Genomic DNA, 14,023 nt, shown 5'->3' on the forward strand with positions numbered 1-14,023 from the left:
GCGCAATCGGCAATTCACAATGCGCCCGCGCCCGCCCGATACTTGCCGGATCAATGCCAATCGCCAGATTACTCAGGCAGCCTATCCCGGAGACAGCCATGGGCCACGCGCCAGCCACCGACGAAGTCCAGAATCCCTATACGCGAGGCATCGCGGAGTTCATCGCCACGTTGAAGTACGAGGACATCCCGGACCCCGTACGGGAACGCATCAAGTTGCTGATCCTGGACTCCTTCGGCTGCGCGATCTTCGGCGCCGAACTGCCCTGGAGCAAGATCCTGCTGGAAACGCTTTTGGCGGAAGACCACACCACCACCACGCCGGTCTGGGGCACCGACAAACGCCTGTCGTCGCCGCATGCGGCGCTGGTCAACGGCACGCTGGTGCAGGGTTTCGAAATCGACGACGTGCATCGCGTGGGCGTGCTGCACGTCGGCGCGGTCACGCTGCCAGCGGTGCTGGCGGCGGCAGGCAACCGCCCCGGAATGAGCGGCCGGGATTTCCTGCGGGCCTGCGTGGCCGGTTATGAAATCGGTCCGCGCGTGGGCATGTGCATGGGCCCGGAACATATCGCGCAAGGCTGGCATTCCGGCGCGACGGTGGGCGTGTTCTCCGCCGCAGCCGGCGCGGCGGCCGCGCTCGGCCTGTCCGCCGAACAGGCGGTCCACGCGCTGGGCATCGCCGGCACACAGTCCTCGGGCCTGATGGCGGCGCAATTCGGCGCCATGGTCAAGCGCATGCATGCCGGCCGCGCTTCGCAAAGCGGCCTGTACGGCGCCCTGCTGGCCGCGCGCGGCTTTACCGGCATCGTCGACGTATTCGAGAACCCCTACGGCGGCTTTTGCAGCACCCTGTCGCGCTCCACGGACCGCTTCGACCTGACCAAGCTGACCGCCGGCCTGGGCACGCAATTCGAGGTCATGCGCATCGCGCTGAAGTTCTATTCCTGCGTGGGCAGCAACCATACGACGCTGGATGCGCTGCGCACCATGCGCGCGCGCAAGCCCTTCGGCGCCGACGACGTCGAGGAAATCGTCGTGGAGGGATCGCGCGTGACCGTCGACCATGTCGGCTGGAAGTATGTGCCGCAGGGCCTGACCTCCGCGCAATTGAACCTGCCTTACTGCGTGGCCACGCTACTGCTGGACGGCGACGTTTTCGTCGATCAGTTCACGGAAGCGGACGTCACCAACCCGGACCGCATCCGCGTTTCCCAGAAGGTGAAGGTGCTCGAAGACCCCGCCATTACCGCGCGGGGCGCGGTCTATCGCCACATGGTCAATGTGAAGCTCAAGCTGAAGGACGGCACGCGGATGGAAGAAACCGTCGAGGCGCCGCGCGGCAGTGAGCATTCCTTTGCGTCGGCCGACGATGTCATCGAGAAGTTCGTCAAACTGGCGTCGCGCCGCATCGCGCGGCAGCAGGTCGACCGCGTGGTCGACACCATGATGAATATCGAGAAGCTCGACGACATCGGCACGCTGGTCGACGCGCTGACGGTCAAGCGCTAAGCGCCGCCAGACGACACGGGGCCCGGCATGCGCATGCCGGGCCCCGGTTTTTTCTGGGCTTTACGCGGTGACGTGCAGCTGCGTGCCCACCATGCCGTAGGTCGACAGCTGGGGCGCCACCGAACCGATCAGGCTAAGAATGGTCTGCGACTGGCTGTCCAGGGTCTTGCGCAGCAAAACGTTCTGCGCTTCCTGCATCGCGTTGGCCTGCTGCAGACCGACGGCGGCGCCAACGGTGGCTTCGATCGAGGAACTGTCCATGGTGGGTAGCCCGATTAGGAAAGATTCCGAAGCATACAGTATGAATACGTTATGTGGGCGGCAGTGGAGCTACTCGACAACGCCACCCCGCAAAATGTAAGCCAAACCGTACTTTCCGCTCTAAAAGATCCAAAATGTCAGTTAAAACATACACATAGATGACAGGCCTCACATAACTTATGTATGGTTAAGCTAACATTTTTGTCGAAACGAGTAGAAATGTCGGCTTTCGCATACTTTCCTGCTGCGGTTCTCCCTGCCCAGTTCGGTGCCAAGTTTCAGCGCGAGCGTAAACAGCGCAAACTCAGCCAAGCCGAACTCGCCGTAAAGGCAGGGCTCTCCAGGCAGACCATCATCCAAATCGAAAAAGGCGAAAACGTCGGGCTCCATCCGATCATGAGGGCACTGGGCGCCCTGAATTTGGGGCTACGTATCGATACCGTGACACTCAACTACGACGATGTCGGAAGGATGGACGAGGAGGAGCGCAAAGATGAAGGCGGCCGCTCTTCCGTGGCACCGCCGATGCGCTTCAATTCCCGATAGCTATGCATACCGTGCGCGCGCAACCAAGGCCAGGTACACCAGCCCGGCCGCCACGCTGGTGTGGCCGCTATAGCTGACCAGACCCAACCCCCAGCCCTGCCCGGCGACGACGATTTCGAATGCCAGGGCAAGCACGCCCCATCCCGCCAGGCGCAAGGCCCGCGTGCCGCGCGCCGGCAAGTGCCGGCCGAACACCGCTTCCTGCTGCCGTTCCGTCGCCAGCGCCAACGCGGTAAAGCCCGCGGTGCAGCACAGCAGAACCCACAGATGGATCATCGGACGGCCTCGCGGCGCGGCTGGCGATTGCCCGGCACAGGGCCCTTCCTGCGCATGGTCCGCCATGCCAGGGCCGCATGCAGGATCGCGAACGCCCACATCGTCAGGTCGAACCCCGCGTAGACCCAATCCCCCGCCGCCACGCTATGCCACAGCGGCCGTTGCGTGGTCAGCGCATTCAGCACGGGCAGCAGCGCCAGCAGGCCGGCTGCCAGCCACAGCAGCTCGATCCATGCCCGCCGGGCCGGCCGTGCCAGGGCGTACAACAGCGTCGCGGCCCAGGCCAGGAAGAACAGGTTGACCTCCGCACCGGCGCGGGCGGCCAACCCCACCGGCAGCAGCCGGTTGCCCCACAGGAAAGCCGTCATCGCCACCGACAGGCCGGCAATGGCGGCGATGTTCAGGCGCTCCACCAGGGCGAAGCCGAAATAAGGCCGCAGCGGGTCCGCCAGTTTCTGGCGGCGCTTGACGGTCCACATGACCAGCCCGGTGCCCACCATCGCCGTACCGGCCAGGCTGACGATGAAATACAGCCAGCGCATCTGCAGATCGCCGAAGCGTCCCCTGTGCAAGGCGAACATCACGCCCCGTACTTCGGCCGCGGCGCCCACGCTATCTCGGGCTTCCAGCAGTTTCCCCGTGGCACCCTCGAACAGCAGATATTGCGGGCTGGTGGACACACGGCCGGATTCGCCGCGCGTGACGGCGACGCGCGCGGCAGCGTCGCCCGGCAAGGTAACGGTGACCCGCCCGACGTTGTCCTGGCCCCAGCGCGCCTGCGCCTGGCGCACCATCGGCCCCAGCGGTGCCAGCGCGGCCTTCTGCCCGCTGGGCTCGCCCGGCTGTATGAAGGCGCTGATCTGGGACCGCAGTTCCTGGCGCTGTGCCGGTGTCTGCAATGCAAGGTCCTGGCCCCATGGCATGTACATGGCCATCAGCGTCACCAGGCCGGTATAGGTGATCATCAAATGGAAAGGCAGGCCGAATACCGACAGCGCGTTGTGTGCGTCCAGCCACGATCGCTGGCCCTTGCCCCCTCTGAAGGTAAAGAAATCGACGAAGATTTTCTTGTGCGTGATAACGCCGCTGACGATGGCCACCAGCATGAACATCGCGCACAGGCCCGCCACCCAGCGGCCCCACAGCGCCGGCATGTAGTAGAACTGGAAGTGGAAACGGTAGAAGAACTCGCCGCCCAGCGTGCCGCGTGCGGCAACGCGGTGTCCGGTGGCGGGGTCGAAGGTGGCGGACTGGAACGCGCGCCGGCCCGGCGCCTGTTGCGGCAGGCGCCAGAAGACGTCGACGGCGTTGCCGCGTTCCGTGGGCAGCTGCATGCTCCATTGGGTGCTGCCGGACGCGACGGTGCCCAGCTCATCGGCGATGCGCTGCGCGACGTCGGCCGCGTCCGGCCGATGCGCCCGCTCCGACAGCTCGGGCCGCATCCACTGCGATATCTCGTCCTTGAAATAGCTGACCGTGCCGGTCAGGAACATGGCGTACAACACCCATCCTGCCAGCAGGCCGGCCCAGGTATGCAGGTCCGACATGGACTGGCGGATGCCCCGCCCTGTGTGCGTGGCGAATACCCATATCACCGCGCCCGCATACACGGCAAAGCTGGCCAGCATGCCGGTCAGCACCGCCTGCGGCCGGCTGATCGGCAGCGCCAGCGCCGCCACGCTGGCCAGCGCGGCCAGGGCATAGCCGCCGGCCACGGCGGCGAAGATGCGTATCACGAGCGGTCCGACGCGTCCGATCCGGACCATGGCTCCCTCCCTTTCATTCGCTAGAAATCGATCTGCGCCGACAGCAGCACGGTGCGCGGCGCGGCGACCGTCGCATAGGTACCGCTGACCAGCCAGTAGTCCTTGTTGAACAGGTTCTCGATGTTGGCGCGGAACACCACCGATTTGCCCATGACGTCGGTCACGTAGCGCGCGCCGATGTCGTAGCGCGTCCAGGCAGGCACCTTGATGGTGTTGGCCGCGTTGAAGTACGTGGACGCCGTATGGATGACGCGGGCATTCAGGCTCAGGCCGCGGATCCACGGCGTATCCCAATCGACGCCCAGGTTGAAGGTGTTGCCGGGCACGCCATTGGCATCGTTGCCGTCGTTCACGCCGCCGGCGGTGCGCTGCAGCGTCGCATCGTAGAAAGTCGTGCTGGCCATCACGCGCAGACCGCGCGTCATCTCGCCATAGGCCGACAGTTCCAGCCCGCGGTTGCGTTGCTCGCCGTCGAAACTGTAGATGTTGGTCTCGGGGTCCGTTATCGCGTTGGGCCGGTCGATCTGGAACACCGATGCGGAGGTGATCACGCTACCCCAGTCGACCTTGACACCGGCCTCGTATTGCTTGGACTTGTAGGGTGCGAACACCTGGCCCGCGTTGGCGGCCGTGGCGGGCGCGATGCCGCCGCGCGTCAGTCCCGAGGTGAAGTTCCCGTACAGGGACACATTGGACAGCGGCTTGAAGACGATGCCCGCCAGCGGCGAGACCGCGCTCTCGTCATAGGAAGAGGTCTGGGCGCCCGTGGCGGTGGAATAGTTATCCAGGACCACGCGCTGCTCGCGCACACCGGCCGTGATCAACAGCCGCCCGTCCGCGAACGACAGCGTATCGGTCAGCGCAACGCTGGTCAGCGCGGTTTCCGATGCCTTGGCCGGCGATTGCCGGTCGCCCGTCACCGGCGGCAGCGGCGCCGGATGGTAAATGTTCGAAGCGGCGCGGGTCGCCGAGGTCACGTAGGCATTGCCCGCTTCCTGGTCCAGGCGGGTGGCGCCCAGGGTCAGGGTATGGCCGACGCCCCAGGTATCCAGCCGCACCCGCACGCCGACGTCGCCGGTCGTGGTCTTGCTGTACGAATCGTAGTAGGCGTTGGTGACCGTGAAGTTGCCTTGCTGGTCCACCGGCCCCGAGGGGAAGGTCTGGTCCGCCGACCCGTAGCGGTAGCCGACGGCGCCATAGACGGTGACGCGATCCGTCACGTCGTACTCCATGCGGGTGGCGATGGTGGAATCCTGCAGCTTCAGCCTGGTGCCCGGATAGAAGTTGCGATGCCCGGACGGCGGGTCCGGCAAGGATGTGACGGACGACTGGAATCCGACCTGCGGCCGGAAGTTATCGGTATCCTCGCGCTGGTCGTAGGCATCCAGCGACCAACGCAGCCGGGTCCCGCGGTAATCCAGGCCGACGGCGCCCACGGTCTGCTGCTGGTTGCCGTTGTCGATGGCCGTCGCGCCGTCGCGATAGACGCCGTTCACCCGGATGCCCCAGGCATTGTCCTCGCCGAAGCGGCGGCCAACGTCGAACTGGCCGCCCAGTTGCCCCTTGCTTTGATAGGTGGTGGTCAGGCGGGTCAGCGGATCGTCGCCGGCGCGCTTGGTGACGATGTTGATGCCGCCGCCGATGCTGCCGTTCGGGCTGATGCCGTTCATCAGGGTACCCGGCCCCTTCAGGACCTCCACGCGCTCCATGATCGCCACCGGCATGCGGCTGGCCGATGCCAGGCCGTACAGGCCGTTCAGGCCCACATCGTTACTGGCCACGGTAAAGCCGCGGATCTGGAAGTCTTCGCCGAAGCCGTTGCTGGCGGTCAGCATGCGCACCGACGATTCGTTCTGCACGACGTCGGCCAGCGTCCTGGCCTGCAGGTCCTCGATCGCTTCCGAGGTGTAGTTGGTGGTGCTGAAAGGCACGTCCATGGCGTTGGACGTACCCAGGATGCCCAGGCTGCCGCCCGTGGCGATCTGCCCGCCCGCATAGGCCGGCGGCAACCCGTTGTCGGCGGCCGTGCTGACCTTGACGGTCGGCAGTTGCACCGCGTGCGCGCCGGTATTCGCCGGCGGGCGCAGCACATAGCTGCCGTTGGCCTGCCGCCCGGCGTGGATGCCCGTATTGGCCAACAGGGTGTCCAGGCCGCCCTGGATGGTGTACGCGCCCTTCAGGCCGTCGCTGCGCCGGCCTGCGGTGACCTCAGGCCTGAATGACAGCATGATCCCCGACTCGCGTCCGAAGCGGCTCAGCGCGTCCTCCAGCGTCCCCGCGGGAATGTCGTACTCGCGGACCTGGACCGCCTGTGCCTGCGCCTGTGCCGCGGGCGACGCGGCAAGAAAAGCCATCGCGCCGATGGCGCCATGGGCGATGCGCGCGGCCGCGCATGTCAACGCGGCACGCCGGGTTAGCAATGTGAAGGGACGCTCGCGTCCGCGGACCTGATGCATGTGTGGCCTTTTGTCTGGAGTGAGGATGCGTTCTCACTTCCATGACCCGCGAAACATGAAAACGGCTCATCCGGATCCTCCCGCGGCCGGCACCAGGCGTGTCAGGCGGTGCACCCAGAACCGTGTGCGGATTTCCAGCCGCGCGCCCACCGTCGTGCCGACGGTGCGCAGGACCTCGTCGATATCGCGCAGCGGGAAAGAACCGGACACGCGCAGCGCGGCGATGGCGGGATCGCAGGACAGCGATTCGGCGCTATACCGCCCCAGTTCGGCGATGAAGTCGTCCAGGCGCATGCCGCGCGCAACGATGAAGCCGTCTTTCCAGGCCAGGCTGGACGCCTGCACCTGGCGCGGCGGCGCGATGGCGCTGGCCGTATAGGTGGCGGCGTAGCCGGCCGGGATGTCAACCGCACGGCCGTCGCCGCCGGGCCGGATGCGTACCGCGCCCGCGAAGACGGCGATTTCGGTGCCGCCGTCGCGCCGCCGGACGGTGTATTGCGTGCCCAGCGCCTGCGCCGTTCCCTCGGCGGTTTCGACCAGAAAGGGCCGCTTGGCCGGTGCGGCATCGGCGGCGGTGGCAATGAATATCTCCCCGCTCAGCAGGCGGATCCGCCGCTCGCCGGCGGTGTACCGGACGTCGATGGCGCTTCCGGTGTTAAGCACCAGCCGCGTGCCGTCGGCCAGGACCAGCGCGCGGCGTTCGCCCACCGCGGTGCGATAGTCGGCTGTCCATACACGCCAGGGCGCATCTTCCCGAAGGCCCCACGCGGCACCGCCGGTGAACGCCAGCGCCGCCAGCGTCTTGACGGCCCGGCGCCGCCCCGTCGCCGCCGGCGGCGCCAGAGACGCCCGCGCGATGGCGGCGTTCGGCGCCGACGCCAGCGGCCGCAGCCGGCCGTTGACGGCCTCGATGCGCTGCCATGCCCGCTCGTGATCCGGGTGGGCGCGGCGCCAGCGATCCCATTGCACCCGGACCTCCGCGGACACGGCATCGCCCTGCAGCTCGACCAGCCATTCCAGGGCGCGCTCGGCTACCTCCGGAGCGATGCCGGCGGCGTCGGGAGTATCGCGATACCAGGGCGAGGCGGACAAGGCGGCGTCAACCCGTAAAGGACAGGTCGGCGAAGTAGCAGCGCTGCAGGGCTTTGACGATATGGCGCTTGACCGTCGCGATCGAAATGCCCAGCGCTTCGGCGACCTGCCCATGCGTATACCCGTCCAGCTGCGACAGCAGGAAGGCCCGTCGCACGATAGCCGGCAGGCCGTCCAGCAGCCTGTCCAGCTCGACCAGCGTTTCCAGCACGATGGCACGAGCCTCCGGCGACCATGCCGTCGCCGCCGGCGCGTGGGCGAGCGCCTCCAGGTAGGCTTTCTCCAGCTTTTCGCGGCGCCAGTGATTGGAGACCAGGCGCTGGGCCACCGTGGTCAGGAAGGCGCGCGGCTCTTCGATGGCCGGCGGCACCCGGTCGCTACTCAGCAGACGGATGAAGGTGTCGTGCGCCAGATCCGCCGCCTGGTCGGCGTTGCCCAGGCGCCGGTGCAACCATCCCTTCAGCCAGGAATGGTGGTCGCTGTAGAGCGCTTCCACGGTGATGGGGAAGAAATATCCCGAGGTACCCAAGATCGAGCCTTTTTCGTCGGCCGCCCCATCCCGCCGGGCCGGCGGCAGCCAGTGCACATTCGCAAATAGTAATCGTTACCATTATCAAGTGTACACCGGCCGCGCGGCCGACATCGCGGCGTCCAGCCCCCGTGTCCCGGAATCGCCGCGCCGGGCGTGACGCTCCACCGGCATCACGGCTCCGTTATCCCGGTTTCGGCCCCGCGGGTCACGCCCCCGGGGCCGGCGCTGCTAGCCGCCCAGAGCGCCCAGGTTCAGCGCGTGGCTGCGCCCGATCCACATCGCCCTGTCGCGGTGGTCCGCCAGGGCATCCCCGGTATTGGGGTGGAGGAACACATCCAGCCCGTCGTGGTTCAGCGTCAGCCACGTCGCCACGCGGGCGAGTTCGGCCGGCGCGAAGGCCAGTTGGTAGCTCCACCGGGGATGAGGCCCGACCGGGCGCTCATGGAAGCGCCCCATGGCGACGCTATCGCCGAATACTTCGACGATGCGCTGGCGCAGCGCATGGGCGGCGTCGCGGGTGGCGGCGTCGAAATACACATGCGCGTGCCAGCCGTCCACCACGGACAAGTCGTCCTGGCTCATGACTGCGCACCGCCGGCCTGCTGCAGCTTGTCCTGCGTGCGGGTGTCGAAGTCCGTGGCGTCGTGCCGCTCGTGCAGCTGGCTGGCGGGATCGCCGTTGACCCGGTTGACCATTCTGCCCCGCCGCACCGCCGCCCGCTCGCCGATGGCATCGGCCCAGCGCCGCACATGCTTGTAGTCCTGCACCGACAGGAATTCGCCCGCGTCATACACCAGGCCCTTCGCCAGCGCGCCGTACCACGGCCAGATGGCGATGTCGGCAATGGTGTAGTCGGCGCCCGCGATGTATTCGCTCTCTGCCAGGCGCTTGTCCAGCACGTCGAGTTGCCGCTTGGCCTCCATGGCGAAGCGGTCGATCGCGTATTCGATCTTGACGGGCGCGTAGGCATAGAAGTGGCCGAAACCGCCGCCCAGATAGGGGGCGCTGCCCATCTGCCAGAACAGCCACGACAGGCACTCCGCGCGCCCGGCCGGATCGGCGGGCAGCAAGGCGCCGAACTTTTCGGCCAGGTACAGCAGGATCGCGCCGGACTCGAATACGCGGATGGGCCGCGGACCGCTGCGGTCCATCAGCGCCGGAATCTTGGAATTGGGATTCGCCTGCACAAAGCCGCTGCCGAACTGGTCGCCATCGCCGATGCGGATCAGCCACGCGTCGTACTCGGCCCCGCGATGGCCCAGCGCCAGCAGCTCCTCCAGCATGATGGTCACTTTCTGGCCGTTCGGCGTGGCCAGCGAGTACAGCTGCAAAGGGTGACGGCCGACGGGCAGTTCCTTTTCGTGCGTCGGTCCGGAGACCGGGCGGTTGATGCTGGCGAAATGGCCGCCATTGGCCTTGTTCCAGGTCCAGACTTTCGGCGGCACGTATGCGGATGAATCGCTCATTAACAGCTCCACGTAAGGGTCGGTCATGTCGATGACCGGTATTCGGATAAACAATGCCTCGCGCCGCTACCCCGGGGGGGCGCGCGCGGCCCATGCATTCGTATAGCACCCGCCGGACGCGCACCGGCCCAAACCCACACCCGGCGTGCGGTCAAGCCGCCTGCGTTACGTTATTCTCCCGGCAGTCAGTCAAACGCAAGTGGAGCAGACGTGGCGCACATCATTCCGGACGGCTGGGAACGCCAGCCGCGCAGCGGCCCGGCACAACGCGAGCTGGATACCCTGGCACGCCTGAAAGCCGGCCTGCCGGACGACTATACGGTCTACCACGCCGTGCACTGGACCAATGTCGAGGGACGCCACGCGATCTACGGCGAGATCGACTTCGTCATCGTCAACCGCGCGGGCGACCTGCTGGTCATCGAACAGAAAACCGGCGCCCTGGACGAAACGCCGGATGGCCTGGCCAAGCGCCACGAAGGCAAGGCGCGGCTGATCTCGGTACAGATGGCGCGCACCGCCGAAAGCCTGCGGGCCAAGCTGGCGCGCAGCCTGGACGGTGCCGACATCCATCTGGACTACCTGCTGCACTGTCCCGATCATCGCGTGGTCGCGCCCACGACGGCCGGGCTGGTGCCCGAACGCATCGTCGACGCCGGCCGGCGCGATCGCCTGTGCGCCATCATCCAGGAAATCCTGCCGCCCGGCGCGCCCTCGCCCCTCGCCGCGCGCGTCGATCGCTTCCTGCGCGACATCATTCGCCTGGAAGTCGACGTCAGTGCCCTCATCGGCCAGACGCGCACGCTGGTCACCCGGCTTGCCGGCGGCCTGGCGCATTGGGCGCGCCAGCTGGACATCGACCCCTATCGCCTGCGCGTCACCGGCACTGCCGGTTCGGGCAAGACCCAGCTGGCGCTGGCCGAATACCGCGACGCGGTCGAACAGGGCAAGCGTCCGCTGTACGTCTGCTTCAATCGCCCGCTGGCCGACCACTTCAACCGCATCGCGCCATCGGGCGGCCTGATCTGCTCCTTCCATATGCTTTGCGACCGCCTGCTGCGCGCGGCCGGCCGCAAGCCGGATTTTTCACAGCCGGACGCTTTCGCCCGGCTGGTCGATGAAGCCGCGGCGCAACCGGTGCCCGAAGACTTCCTGTTCGATACCGTGATCGTCGACGAGGGCCAGGATTTCGACACGCATTGGCGTGACATGGTGCTGCGCCTGGCACGGCCCGCGGCGCGTGTCCTGTGGCTGGAGGATCCGCTGCAAAACCTGTACGGCAATACGCCGCCGGAGCTGCCCGGCTGGGTGCGCTTGCGCGCGCAAAGCAACTTCCGCAGTCCGCGTCCGGTGGTCGACTTCCTGCACACCATCCTGCCCGACGATACGCGCATCGACGCGCAGGCGCCGGTGCTGGACGCCGACGTGGAAGTCCTCTCGTATCACGACGAAGAGAGCCTGGCGCGGGCCGTCAAGCAAGGCATACGCAAATGCTATTCGGACGGCTTTCGCCAGGAAGACGTGGCGCTGCTCAGCTACCACGGCCACAAGACCTCGCAGGTCCTGCGCAAGGACAGGCTGGGTCCGCACACGCTGCGCCGCTTCACCGGCCGATACGATCTTTTCGGCCAGCCCGAATATTCCGCGGGCGAAGTCCTGGCCGAATCCGTCTACCGCTTCAAAGGCCAATCCGTGCCCGCGGTCGTCTTTGCCGAGATCGATTTCGACACGCTGGACGAACAGGCCGTGCGCAAACTGTTCGTCGGTGCCACCCGGGCCACGCTCAAGCTGATCCTGATCGCGGCGGAACCCGCGGCTACGGCACTGCGGAACAAGCTGGACTGACCCGCCGCGAAGGCGGTGCGGCCGTATAGGCCGCGACCCGCAACGTCGGCGATTTCCGGCCGTGCGGCGGTCAATTTCGACGATGTTGATGTCTTCGTGCAGCGCCCCCCTGGACGCGGGCGTCAAGAGCCTGTATACTTTCCGTCTTTGCCGATGCGCCGATTGCTTTTTTTGCAACCTTTTGGGCAACCTTTTGGGCAAACGGCCGGCAGCAAAAAAAAACGATTCCACGCGTTCAATGGCGGCCTTTCCGCGGGTTCGCTTCGTTACGCGGCGTTCGCTTCGGTGACCACCGCCGGCGATGTCGACGGTCCATGCCCCGATGCCGCCACTGCGATCACGCTGCGTGATCGCAGGGATAGATCCAAGCCGATCCATTCCTCTGAACGCTCCTTCGGTTCCGACCGATCGCATGCATGGCCGCATCCGCCGCGCATGCAGGGTCCGGCATTGCCATGTCGCGCCCAAGAACCTGCACGGAGGCCCAGGCATGAACATCCGGCTGGCAAAGTACGCCGCCACGCTCACCGTCATCGCGATCGCGGTCCTGCTGCTCGCGCACGCCATCGGCGCGCAGGCATGGCGGCAGTACAGCGGCGACCTGCGCTACTACGCCGGACGGCATCTGATCCTGGTGGGCTATTCGATGGCCCTGGCCCTGGCGGTCGGCGTCCCCGCCGGCGTACTGCTGAGCCGGCGCCGCGCCGCCCGCTACGCCGAGCGGCTGATGCAGGTCTTCAATGTGGGCAACACCATTCCCTCGCTCGCGGTGCTGGCCATCGCCCTGGGGATATTCGGAATCGGCGAACCGCCGGCCGTCACCGCGTTGTTCCTGGCGTCGCTGCTGCCCATCGTGCGCAATACCTATGAAGGCGTGAAGAACGTCCCGGCCGCCATGCTGGAGGCCGCGCGCGGCATCGGCATGACGCCATGGCAGGCGCTGCTGCGTGTCGAGCTGCCCAACGCGCTGCCCATCATCGTGGGCGGCGTTCGCACCGCGCTGGCCATCAACGTCGGCACGGCACCGCTGGCCTACCTGATCGGCGCGGACAGCCTCGGCACCCTGATTTTCCCCGGCATCTACCTGGACAACACCCCGCAGATGCTGCTTGGCGCCGCTGCCACGACGGCGCTGGCGCTGGCCCTGGACGGCATCGTCGCGGCCGCCAGCCGGTATGCCCTGGCCTGGCGCGCCACGCCCGCCTGAACGACATTCCGCGCGCACGGGCACCGGCCCCCGCGTGACACTTTCGCCGGCCGCTTCGCCTTGACCGGTGTGGGCCGACCCCGTCTTGCCGCCCGATGGCGGAAAAGGAGAACCTCGTACGATGCAGCGATCCCTCCGCAGGACATGCCGCCTGCCACGCGCGCCGATGCGCGCCCTGTTGCTTGCCCTGGCGTGCGCCATCCTGGCGCCGGGGGCCGCCCACGCCGCGAACACCCTGCGGGTCGGCGCCAAGAATTTCACCGAGCAATACGTCCTGGCCGAAATCACGGCCGATTATCTCCGTGCCAAGGGCTATGGCGTCGATGTCCGGGCGGGCCTGGGCAGCACACTGATGCGCAGCGCCCAGGAAAATGGCCAATTGGACATCGTCTGGGAATACACCGGCACCGCCGCGCTGGTGTATCTGAAGATCCCGGACGCCGTAAAGCTCGACGCCCACGCGCTCTACGAAAAAGTCCGGCAGCTCGACGCCCGGAACGGATTGGCATGGCTGGACGCCTCGCGCCTGAACAACACCTATGCCCTGGGCGTGCCGCGCCAGGTCGCGGAAAAGTGGCAGGTGCGGACCATCTCGCAATTGTTCGCGAAAATGCGCGCGGACCCGCATGGCAGGCATGTCTTCGCGATGGACGCCGAATTCGCCAATCGCCCGGATGGCCTGCGTCCCCTGGGCGCCGCCTACGGCATGCAGTTCGATCGCGCGGACATCAAGCAGATGGACCCAGGACTGGTCTACACGGCCCTGCATAACGACCAGGTAACGGTCGGGCTGATCTACACGACCGACGGCCGCGTGCGCGGCTTCAATATCGTCCCGCTGGAAGACGACAGGCACTACTTCCCCAACTACAACGCAACGCCGGTGGTACGGCGCGAGGTGCTCGATCGCAACCCCGCGCTGGCCGGCCAGTTGAATGCCTTGTCGGCCGCGCTGGACAACGACGCCATGCTGGACATGAACAAGCAGGTGGATATCGACGGCCGCTCCGTGCGCGACGTGGCGGCGGATTTCCTGCGTACCCACAGGCTGCCCTGAAGGAGACG

General features: G+C 66.7%; 13 protein-coding genes. 5 read left to right on the top strand and 8 right to left on the bottom strand.

Features of this window, described 5'->3' with window-relative positions; all coding sequences use genetic code 11:
* Positions 1-98: 98 nt before the first annotated feature.
* Positions 99-1,511: an MmgE/PrpD family protein gene (locus ACO1P8_RS15140; protein WP_486296711.1), complete on the top strand. Its 1,413-nt coding sequence runs from the start codon at positions 99-101 to the stop codon at positions 1,509-1,511.
* A 60-nt stretch (positions 1,512-1,571) separates the two neighbouring features.
* Here the strand turns inward: ACO1P8_RS15140 and ACO1P8_RS15145 are convergent, their stop codons facing one another.
* Positions 1,572-1,772 (bottom strand): hypothetical protein, encoded by a 201-nt coding sequence (locus ACO1P8_RS15145; protein WP_486296712.1) that lies wholly within the window; start codon positions 1,770-1,772, stop codon positions 1,572-1,574.
* A gap of 219 nt (positions 1,773-1,991) precedes the next feature.
* On the opposite strand from ACO1P8_RS15145, the gene ACO1P8_RS15150 reads away from it, so the two are divergent.
* A complete protein-coding gene (locus tag ACO1P8_RS15150) occupies positions 1,992-2,318 on the top strand; it encodes a helix-turn-helix domain-containing protein (RefSeq protein WP_486296713.1) in 327 nt (108 codons plus the stop codon).
* Here the strand turns inward: ACO1P8_RS15150 and ACO1P8_RS15155 are convergent, their stop codons facing one another.
* From ACO1P8_RS15155 to yghU, 7 genes are all read right to left on the bottom strand, one after another.
* Positions 2,319-2,594, bottom strand: coding sequence for a DUF3325 domain-containing protein (locus ACO1P8_RS15155; protein WP_486296714.1), 276 nt, complete (start codon positions 2,592-2,594; stop codon positions 2,319-2,321).
* Complete coding sequence (locus ACO1P8_RS15160; RefSeq protein WP_486296715.1) at positions 2,591-4,360, bottom strand: PepSY-associated TM helix domain-containing protein; 1,770 nt, start codon at positions 4,358-4,360, stop codon at positions 2,591-2,593. The genes ACO1P8_RS15155 and ACO1P8_RS15160 overlap by 4 nt, the downstream gene beginning before the upstream one ends.
* Positions 4,361-4,380: 20 nt before the next feature.
* Positions 4,381-6,816 (bottom strand): TonB-dependent siderophore receptor, encoded by a 2,436-nt coding sequence (locus ACO1P8_RS15165; RefSeq protein ID WP_486296716.1) that lies wholly within the window; start codon positions 6,814-6,816, stop codon positions 4,381-4,383.
* A gap of 66 nt (positions 6,817-6,882) precedes the next feature.
* The gene (locus ACO1P8_RS15170) at positions 6,883-7,908 is read right to left on the bottom strand and encodes a FecR family protein (protein WP_486296717.1); all 1,026 of its coding nucleotides are present in this window, start codon (positions 7,906-7,908) and stop codon (positions 6,883-6,885) included.
* 7 nt (positions 7,909-7,915) lie between these two features.
* Positions 7,916-8,437, bottom strand: a complete 522-nt coding sequence (locus tag ACO1P8_RS15175; RefSeq protein WP_486296718.1) for a sigma-70 family RNA polymerase sigma factor — start codon at positions 8,435-8,437, stop codon at positions 7,916-7,918.
* Between the two features lie 231 nt (positions 8,438-8,668).
* Positions 8,669-9,022, bottom strand: coding sequence for a DOPA 4,5-dioxygenase family protein (locus ACO1P8_RS15180; RefSeq protein ID WP_486296719.1), 354 nt, complete (start codon positions 9,020-9,022; stop codon positions 8,669-8,671).
* Positions 9,019-9,906 carry a glutathione-dependent disulfide-bond oxidoreductase gene (yghU, locus tag ACO1P8_RS15185; RefSeq protein WP_486296720.1) on the bottom strand — a complete coding sequence of 296 codons (888 nt, stop codon included), beginning with the start codon at positions 9,904-9,906 and terminating at the stop codon, positions 9,019-9,021. Before yghU ends, ACO1P8_RS15180 begins: the two co-directional genes overlap by 4 nt.
* A 210-nt stretch (positions 9,907-10,116) precedes the next feature.
* Between yghU and ACO1P8_RS15190 the strand changes: the two genes are divergently transcribed.
* The 3 genes from ACO1P8_RS15190 to ACO1P8_RS15200 all read left to right on the top strand — a co-directional run bounded on the left by ACO1P8_RS15190 (position 10,117) and on the right by ACO1P8_RS15200 (position 14,015).
* Entirely contained in the window at positions 10,117-11,751 is a 1,635-nt protein-coding gene (locus ACO1P8_RS15190; RefSeq protein ID WP_486296721.1) for an ATP-binding domain-containing protein, read from the top strand.
* Between the two features lie 490 nt (positions 11,752-12,241).
* Positions 12,242-12,958, top strand: a complete 717-nt coding sequence (locus ACO1P8_RS15195) for an ABC transporter permease (RefSeq protein ID WP_486296722.1) — start codon at positions 12,242-12,244, stop codon at positions 12,956-12,958.
* Between the two features lie 121 nt (positions 12,959-13,079).
* Positions 13,080-14,015, top strand: coding sequence for a glycine betaine ABC transporter substrate-binding protein (locus ACO1P8_RS15200; protein WP_486296723.1), 936 nt, complete (start codon positions 13,080-13,082; stop codon positions 14,013-14,015).
* Positions 14,016-14,023 lie beyond the last annotated feature (8 nt).

The sequence above is a fragment of the Bordetella sp. genome (assembly GCF_057362025.1).